The sequence below is a fragment of the Bordetella sp. genome, assembly GCF_057362025.1.
This window is the reverse complement of the sequence record NZ_JBMQQZ010000030.1, coordinates 1-7,149: the sequence shown is the minus strand read 5'-3', so window position 1 is coordinate 7,149 and position 7,149 is coordinate 1. Positions and strand designations below refer to the sequence as shown.

The following is a 7,149-nucleotide window of genomic DNA, read 5'->3' as shown; positions in this document are numbered from 1 at the left end:
GTGATCCGGACGGCTCAGGCGACGCGCTGCGCGCCCGGGATATCCAGCGACAGGCCGACGCGCCGTACCGTGGCTTCCAGTTCCGCCATGGTGACCTTGTCGATGCGCATGCCCGGCGAACGCAGCGCGTAGCTGCGGATGGCGCCGCGCCGCTGATAGATGTACTTGCGCAGGGCCAGGCCGATCCTGGGTTGGAATTCGTAGCGGATCAATGGGCAATAGCGGTCGAAGACCGCCGCCGCGCCCGCCGCGTCGCCGGCCGCGTGGCGTTCGTGGATGGCGACCAGGATCTCCGGGAAGGCGAAGCCGGTCATCGTGCCGACCGCGCCGCGCTGCAATTCCTCCAGGAAGTACACGCCGCCCAGGCCGCCGAAGATCTTCATGGGGGCATCGCCGCAGAGTTCGCGGATGCGGGTAATCTTCTGGCCTACGGGCGGCTCTTCCATCTTGACGGCATGCACGCCGCCCTCGCGCGCCAGCCGCGCCACCACCTCGGGCCGGATCTCCGTACCGAAGGAATCCGGAAAGTCGTGGATCACGACGGGGATGTCCACCGCTTCGGCCACCGCCTTGTAGTAGTCGAACAGCAGCGCGTCATTGGCGTTGTCCAGGGGGGCCGCGAAGACGGCGGCGGCGCCCAGTTCCTGCGCTTCCTGCGCCTGTTCGATCGCGCCGGCGATGCCCAGCCCGCGCACGCCGACCCAGACCGGCACGCGGCCGGCCGCCTGTTCGACGAAGGTGCGCAGCACCAGGCGGCGCTCCGCCGCGGAAAGCTTGTGCAGTTCCCCCAGGAAACCCAGCACGGCCAGCCCTTTGATGCCGGTTCCCAGCAGGAAGTCCACCAGGCTGCGGATGCTATCGGTGTCGACCCGCAGGTCGTCGTCGAAAGGCGTCGGGCAGATGGTAAAAACGCCGTGGGCGTCGGGCGGGGCGGTCATCTCGTCTCCATCGTCGATCGCCCGGGCAACGGCGCCGGGCATGGATGACCATCCTAAAGGCGATCCCGCAGAACTCCACTTGCTTTTTTATTGGCGTCCTATAACACGCCGTTAATTTCGGGTTTGCCCGGATGCCAGCTCGAATCCCTGCTCGCGCATGGTCTGCCGCAGGGTGTCCACGAAGGCCTGCGCCAGTTGGGACAGCGGCTCGAAGCGCGATTGCAGCAGGCTGGCGGTCAGCACCTTGGATTGGGCGATCGGCCGCACCACGAATTCTCCGGAGGTGCGGCTGCGCACGGAAAACTCGTCGACGATGGCGATGCCGGCGCCCGCCTGGACCAGCGAGCAGGCGTTCTGGGGCGAGCTGACCTCCACCGCCACGCGGCGCGGCTCGCCGGCTTCCTGGTACATCTGTTCCACCAGTGCGCCGAAGGGCGTATCGACGCTATAGGAAATCAGGGGGTATGGCATCAGCTCCTGGATCGACAGCATGGACCGGTGCGCGAGGGGGTGGTTGTAAGGGCAGATGCAAACCAGCCGCGCTTCGCCGATCGGCTGGGCCGCCAGGTTGGGATGCTGCGCGGGCAGGATCACCACGCCGATCTCCGCCCGGTTGTCCAGCAGCATTTGCGTCAAGGGACGAAACGACAGGGCCTGGAAGGTGACTTTGACGTCCTCGTGCTGCGCGCGGAAGGCCGAGATTGCCAGCGGGATCAGCATGTGCCCGATACTGGGGCTGGACACCACGTGCAGGATGCCGGTGCGGCGCTCGGCGAGTTCGCCCGCCAGTTCGCCGACCCGGCGCACGCCGGCATAGACGGTTTCGACCTCGCGAAACAGTTGACGCGCCTCGGGCGTGGGATAAAGCCGTCCCTTGATGCGCTCGAACAGGCTGAAGCCCAGGCGTTGTTCGGTGTGGGCCAGCAGGCGGCTGACGGCCGGCTGCGATACGAACAGCAGCTTGGCCGCGCCGCTGATGGACCCGGTGGTCATGACGGCGCGGAAGACTTCGATCTGCCTGAGATTGAGCAACATTGCGGTTTCGGTCGTGTGGAGGCCAGCCGTTGCGCCGCCTCGCCATAACAACATGTTAAGCGCGCACGACAAAATGACATTGCCGTTGGCGCAAGGGCCGCTGATAGACTCGCGCCAGGCAGGGCCTCTTATCGCGAAGGAAAGCCATGGAACGGACGCTATACGTCATCAACCCGAATTCTACCCAGGCGGTGACCGACGCTTTCGACGCCGGCCTGGCGCCGCTGCGCGTGCCCGGCGGGCCGCGCATCGTCTGCCTGACCCTGCGCGAAGGCCCGCCGGGCATCCAGACGCAGATGGACGTGGAAAGCGTCACGCTGCCCCTCGTACGGATGGTGCAGGGCCTGGACCGGGAACACGGCGACGCCGCCGCCGGCTACGTGATCGCCTGCTTCAGCGACCCGGGATTGCACGCGGTGCGGGAAGCCACGTCCAAACCGGTGCTGGGGATCAGCGAATGCGGCATTCTGACCGCCATGACCCTGGGCCAGCGTGTCGGCGTCATCGCCATCCTGCGGCAATCCCTGCCGCGCCACGGCCGCATGTTCGGCGCGATGGGCATCGGCGGGCGCATCGCGGCGGAACTGCCGCTGGGCCTGGGCGTGGTCGAACTGGCGGACGCCGCGCGCACGCGTGAACGGTTGGCCGCCGTGGGCCGGCAATTGCGCGACGCGCACCAGGCCGATGTCGTCGTGCTGGGCTGCGCGGGCATGGCGGCATATCGCGAATGGCTGCAGGCCGAAGTGGGCCTGCCCGTGGTCGAGCCGACGCAGGCCGCGGCGGGCATGGCAATCGCCCGGGTGCTGCTGGACGCGCCGGCGCGCCGGCAATAACGGCCCGGCATGGAAACCGAACTGATCCGCCGCCTGGCCCATGTGGTGGGCGACGAGGGCCTGGTGCTGGACGAGCCTGCCCAGGCACCCTATGTCGAGGACTGGCTGGGCAAGTGGCGCGGACGTACGCCGGTGGTCGTCAGGCCGCGCAATACCACCGAGGTCGCGGCCGTCATGCGCCTGTGCCGGCAAAGCGGCACGCCGGTCGTGCCGCAAGGCGGGAATACCGGCATGAGCGGGGGCGCCGCGCCGGACGACAGCGGCGCCCAGGTCATCCTTAGCCTGAATCGCATGACGCGCATCCGCGACGTGGACGCCGTCAACAACACGATGACCGTCGATGCCGGCGTGCTCCTGGCCGACGTGCAGCGCGCGGCCCGCGATGCCGGCCGCTATTTTCCCTTGAGCCTGGGCGCGGAGGGCAGTTGCACCATCGGGGGCAATCTGGCGACCAATGCCGGCGGCACCGCGGTACTGCGCTATGGCAATGCGCGCGACCTGGCGCTGGGACTGGAAGTCGTTTTGCCCGACGGCCGTGTGTGGAGCGGCTTGCGCGGGCTGCGCAAGGACAATACCGGCTACGACCTGCGCGGGCTGTTCATCGGTTCCGAAGGCACGCTGGGCATCATCACCGGCGCGGTGTTGAAGCTTTATCCGGCGCCGCTGGGGCACGCCACCGCGTGGGTGGGCGCCGCTTCCGCGGCCTGCATCGTGTCGCTGCTGTCGCGCCTGCAGGCGCAATGCGGCGAGCGCCTGACCGCTTTCGAAATGATGTCCGCCCGCTGCGTGGACCTGGTGCGCGCGCACGTCAGCGACGCCGTCTGTCCCCTGGAAGGCGACCATCCCTATCATGCCTTGGTGCAGTTGTCCGATGTCGCGCCGGAGGGATTGGTGGATCTGCTCGAACGGTCGCTGGCGCATGTGCTGGAGGATGGCCTGATCGCGGACGCGGCCATCGCCGCCAGCGAAACCCAGGCGCGGTCCATGTGGCGCCTGCGCGAGGGCATCTCCCAGGCGCAGGTGCGCGCCGGCAAGGCGGTCAAGCACGACATCGCGCTGCCGATCTCGCGCCTGGCCGCGTTCATCGACGAAGCGGACGCCGCGCTTGCCGCGGAATTCGAAGGATTGCCGATCGTCAACTTCGGCCACGTCGGCGACGGCAACCTGCACTACAACGTGCTGTTGCCGCCGGACGTATCCCAGGATGACTACGCCCGGCTTACCGCCGCCTTGAACCGGCGTGTCCACGACCTGGTGGCGCAGCGCGGCGGCAGCATCAGCGCCGAACACGGTGTCGGCCGGCTGCGCCGGGATGAGTTGCGCCGCTATAAATCCGCGGTCGAAATGGACCTGATGCTGATGATCAAGCGCGCGCTGGATCCCGATCAGCTGATGAATCCGGGCAAGCTGCTGTAGCGTGTTCGCGGCCCGGTTCGAAGCCCGGGCGCCTTTGCCGCCGGTATGTCCGCGGCTTTCCTGTGGAAAGCCGCGAGGCTGGCGGCCGCGTCAGCGCTTCGGCGGCTGCGGGCGGTCCGCGATGAACCGGCCGGGCCGCGCGCCGGTGGCCGCGCCGTCCTGCCAGGTGGCGACGCCGTTCACGAATACATGCCGCATGCCGGTGCAGGTTTCCGTGGGCGCGTCGAAGGTGGCGTTGTCGATGATGGTGTCGGGATCGAATACGGCCAGGTCGGCATGGAATCCATGCGCGATGCGGCCGCGCTCGCGCAGGCCCATGCGCATGGCGGTCAGGCCGGTCATGCGGTAGACGGCGTTCTCCAGCGGGAACAGGCCCAGCTTGCGCCCGTAATGTCCCAGCACGCGCGGAAAGGTGCCCCACAGGCGCGGATGCGGGCGGCCTTCGCTGGCCAGTCCGTCCGACCCTATCATCGTGTCCGGATACTGCAGAATGCGGCGCACGTCGCCGTCGTCCATGATGAAGTAGACGGCGCCCGCCGGCAGCAGCGCTTCCGCGGCTTCGCGGGGGCTGCATTGCCATTCCCGGGCCAGGTCCTCCAGGTAGCGGCCGGCGGCTTCGGGGTGCGGCTCGGACCACGTAATCATGGTGCGGTCGCAGATCGCGACGCGCTCGGGACGCAGTATGGTGGACGAGGCATCGTAGGGATAACAGTCCATGCATACGGACTGCGCGCTCGCGGCCTCGCCGATGCGCGCCAGGGTCTGCGTGGAGCGCCCGTGATTCGGTTTGCCGACCAGCTTGTGATGCGAAATCACGATGGGCACGTTCAAGGCCGCGCCGATGCGCAGGCTTTCGTCGATGGCCTCCATGACGCGATCGCCTTCGTCGCGCATATGGGTCGCGTAGATGCCGCCCAGGCGCGTCAGCGGTTCGCAGACCGCGATGATTTCTCCTTCGGGCGCGGCGGCGGCCGGGGGGTAGAACGTGCCGGTGGAGACGCCGAGCGCGCCGTCGTTGAGCGCTTGCTCGACATCGGCGCGCATGGCGGAGATCTCCGCTGCCGTGGCGGCTCGCGTGACGTCGCCCATGCGCATGACGCGCAAGGTGGAATGGCCGACCATCGCCGCCACATTCACGGCCGGCGGCGAGGCGTCGATGGCCCGCCGGTAGTGCGCGAAGCTGCCGTAGCTGTCGCCGCGGCCCAATAGATTGAGCGGCGGCACCAGCGCTTCGTCGCCGCGCAAGGGCGCCAGGCTGATGCCGCAATTGCCGTTGACCACCGTGGTGACGCCCTGCGATACCTTGGGCAGCATGTCCGGCATGTCCAGCACGGCCCGGTCGTCGTGCGCATGGCTGTCGATGAAGCCGGGCGCGACCACCAGCCCCGCGATGTCCAGCCTGCGCGCGGCCGGGACACCGGCGAGATCGCCGACGGCGGCGATGCGGCCGTCGCGCACGCCGACGTCGGCCCGTTGGCGCGGCGCACCGGTGCCGTCGACGACGTCGCCTCCGTGCAGGATCAGGTCATAAGGCTGCTGCGTGTCCATGCTGGGAATCCTTCACTCTGGGTGGGTTTGCGGCGGCCTGGGGGCGGCGCCTGCGTGCTCCGTCCGGCCGGTTCGCCGGCCCGGATCGCCGTCGCCATCGCGCGTGGCCATCCTGCCGGGCGGTATCGCATTGTGCGCCGCGCGAGCGGCGCAAGCCAATGCCCATACCGCGACCCCACATAACCTTTTGGCATGAAATGGGGGTCTTCGGGTAAGCGGATCGGCGTTTTCATTGGGGGTTACCCTAATGAATTGAGTTGTGCATAACCAGGGGTTATGGCTTCTGGCCGAATTGCTATTTGTACGCCGGGCCGGGTAAACGGCATGATGCGCGCAAGATCACGGGTGGAGCGCCACCCGATACCCGCACCCCAGGACCACAGCATGCGTATTTTTTGCGCCGGCCTCGGCACCGAGACCAACACCTTCGCGCCTTTGCCGACCAGCCTGGAATCGTTCCGCGGCCGGGAATACTTTCCGGCGGGCACGCATCCCGACACGCCCACTTCGCAAGGCGCGCCGCTGTGGGTGGCGCGCCAGCGCTGCGGTCCGCTGGGCTGGACGTTGAAAGAAGGCCTGGTGACATCGGCCCAGCCCGGCGGCATTACCACCCGGGCGGCCTATGAAACCCTGCGCGACGAGATCCTGGCCGACCTGCGCGCCGCCCTGCCGGTGGATATCGTGCTGCTGGGCCTGCACGGCGCCATGGTCGCCGACGGCTACGACGATTGCGAAGGGGACCTGCTGGCCCGTGCGCGCGCCATCGTCGGTCCCGGCGTCGTCATCGGCACCGAGCTGGACCCGCATGCGCACCTCAGCCCGCTGATCGTCGAAAGCGCGGACATCGTGGTGCTGTACAAGGAATATCCTCACACCGACATCGTGCATTGCGCCGAGCAGCTGTTCGATCTATGCGCGGACAAGGCCCAGGGCAGGACGCGGCCGGTGGCCGCCCTGGTCGATTGCCATATGGTGGTGCCCATGCACACCTCGCGCGATCCGGCCCTGGCTTTCGTCAACAAGCTGCGCGCGATGGAGGGCAAGGATGGCGTGCTATCGCTATCGTTTTCCATGGGCTTTGCCACCGGCGACGTACCGGAGATGGGCACCAAGGTGCTGGTGTACACGGACGGCGACCCGGCCCGGGCCGACAGCCTGGCGCGCCAGCTGGCCGACGAATTGATCGGGCAGCGCGAGGCCTTGATGCCGAAGTACCGCAGCGTGGATGAAGCCATCGACGAAGCGCTCGCCTTCGACGGCGGCCCGGTGGTGCTGGCCGACCGCGCGGACAACCCCGGCAGCGGCGCGCCGGGCGATTCGACTTACGTGCTGCGCCGCCTGCTGGAACGCGGCATTGCCAACGCCGCGCTGGGACCGCT

Annotated in this window: 6 protein-coding genes; 3 read left to right on the top strand and 3 right to left on the bottom strand. The window is 68.1% G+C overall.

What is annotated here, in order from left to right:
• Positions 1-14 precede the first annotated feature (14 nt).
• A complete protein-coding gene (locus ACO1P8_RS07545) occupies positions 15-938 on the bottom strand; it encodes a dihydrodipicolinate synthase family protein (protein WP_486295275.1) in 924 nt (307 codons plus the stop codon).
• A 111-nt stretch (positions 939-1,049) separates the two neighbouring features.
• The gene (locus tag ACO1P8_RS07540; protein WP_094843762.1) at positions 1,050-1,973 is read right to left on the bottom strand and encodes a LysR substrate-binding domain-containing protein; all 924 of its coding nucleotides are present in this window, start codon (positions 1,971-1,973) and stop codon (positions 1,050-1,052) included.
• A 146-nt stretch (positions 1,974-2,119) separates the two neighbouring features.
• On the opposite strand from ACO1P8_RS07540, the gene ACO1P8_RS07535 reads away from it, so the two are divergent.
• Both ACO1P8_RS07535 and ACO1P8_RS07530 read left to right on the top strand, forming a co-directional pair.
• Positions 2,120-2,806 (top strand): aspartate/glutamate racemase family protein, encoded by a 687-nt coding sequence (locus ACO1P8_RS07535; RefSeq protein ID WP_486295274.1) that lies wholly within the window; start codon positions 2,120-2,122, stop codon positions 2,804-2,806.
• Positions 2,807-2,815: 9 nt separating this feature from the next.
• The gene (locus ACO1P8_RS07530) at positions 2,816-4,222 is read left to right on the top strand and encodes an FAD-binding oxidoreductase (protein ID WP_486295273.1); all 1,407 of its coding nucleotides are present in this window, start codon (positions 2,816-2,818) and stop codon (positions 4,220-4,222) included.
• 90 nt (positions 4,223-4,312) lie between these two features.
• Here the strand turns inward: ACO1P8_RS07530 and ACO1P8_RS07525 are convergent, their stop codons facing one another.
• Positions 4,313-5,770, bottom strand: a complete 1,458-nt coding sequence (locus ACO1P8_RS07525) for an N-acyl-D-amino-acid deacylase family protein (protein ID WP_486295272.1) — start codon at positions 5,768-5,770, stop codon at positions 4,313-4,315.
• A gap of 384 nt (positions 5,771-6,154) precedes the next feature.
• On the opposite strand from ACO1P8_RS07525, the gene ACO1P8_RS07520 reads away from it, so the two are divergent.
• Positions 6,155-7,149, top strand: a 995-nt coding sequence (locus ACO1P8_RS07520) for a M81 family metallopeptidase (protein ID WP_486295271.1), incomplete at its 3' end; no start/stop codon positions are given.